Genomic DNA, 457 nt, shown 5'->3' on the forward strand with positions numbered 1-457 from the left:
GTTCGCCGGGCTTGCCGGGCTCACCGGGCTTGCCGGGCTCACCGGGTTCGCCGGGCTCGCCAGGCTCATCGACCGGTGTGTCGATCACGTTGAGGGTTGCGACAACGACCTCGGTCGAGCCGTCGGGGTAGGTCACGAGGACTTCGTAGACGTTCTCGACAGCTGCGTAGGTCGACTCAACGGTGATCTCACCGGTGTTTTCGTCGATCTTGACGTCGCTAATCTCGCCGTCCTTGAGAGCGAACTTGGTGCCTTCGGGCATGTCGCGCTCTTCGCCGGTCTCCTCATCGGTGAACTTCGGAGCCGCGATGGTGCCAACCTTGCCGCGCTCAACCTCGGCAGGTGCATACACCGGCTGGTAGGCCTTTGCCTGCGGGGTCTCGGTGACGTTGACGGTTGCGGCGACTGTGTCGGTGGAGCCATCGGGGTAGGTCACGAGGACTTCGTAGACGTTCTT

General features: G+C 63.2%; 1 protein-coding gene. It reads right to left on the reverse strand.

Translation table 11 applies throughout. From position 1 onward, the window contains the following. Nucleotides 1–436, reverse strand: a 436-nt coding sequence (locus tag HMPREF3157_RS10745) for a Rib/alpha-like domain-containing protein (RefSeq protein ID WP_305790906.1), incomplete at its 3' end; no start/stop codon positions are given. Nucleotides 437–457 lie beyond the last annotated feature (21 nt).

It is taken from the genome of Dermabacter sp. HMSC06F07 (assembly GCF_001807345.1).
GTDB lineage: Bacteria > Actinomycetota > Actinomycetes > Actinomycetales > Dermabacteraceae > Dermabacter > Dermabacter hominis.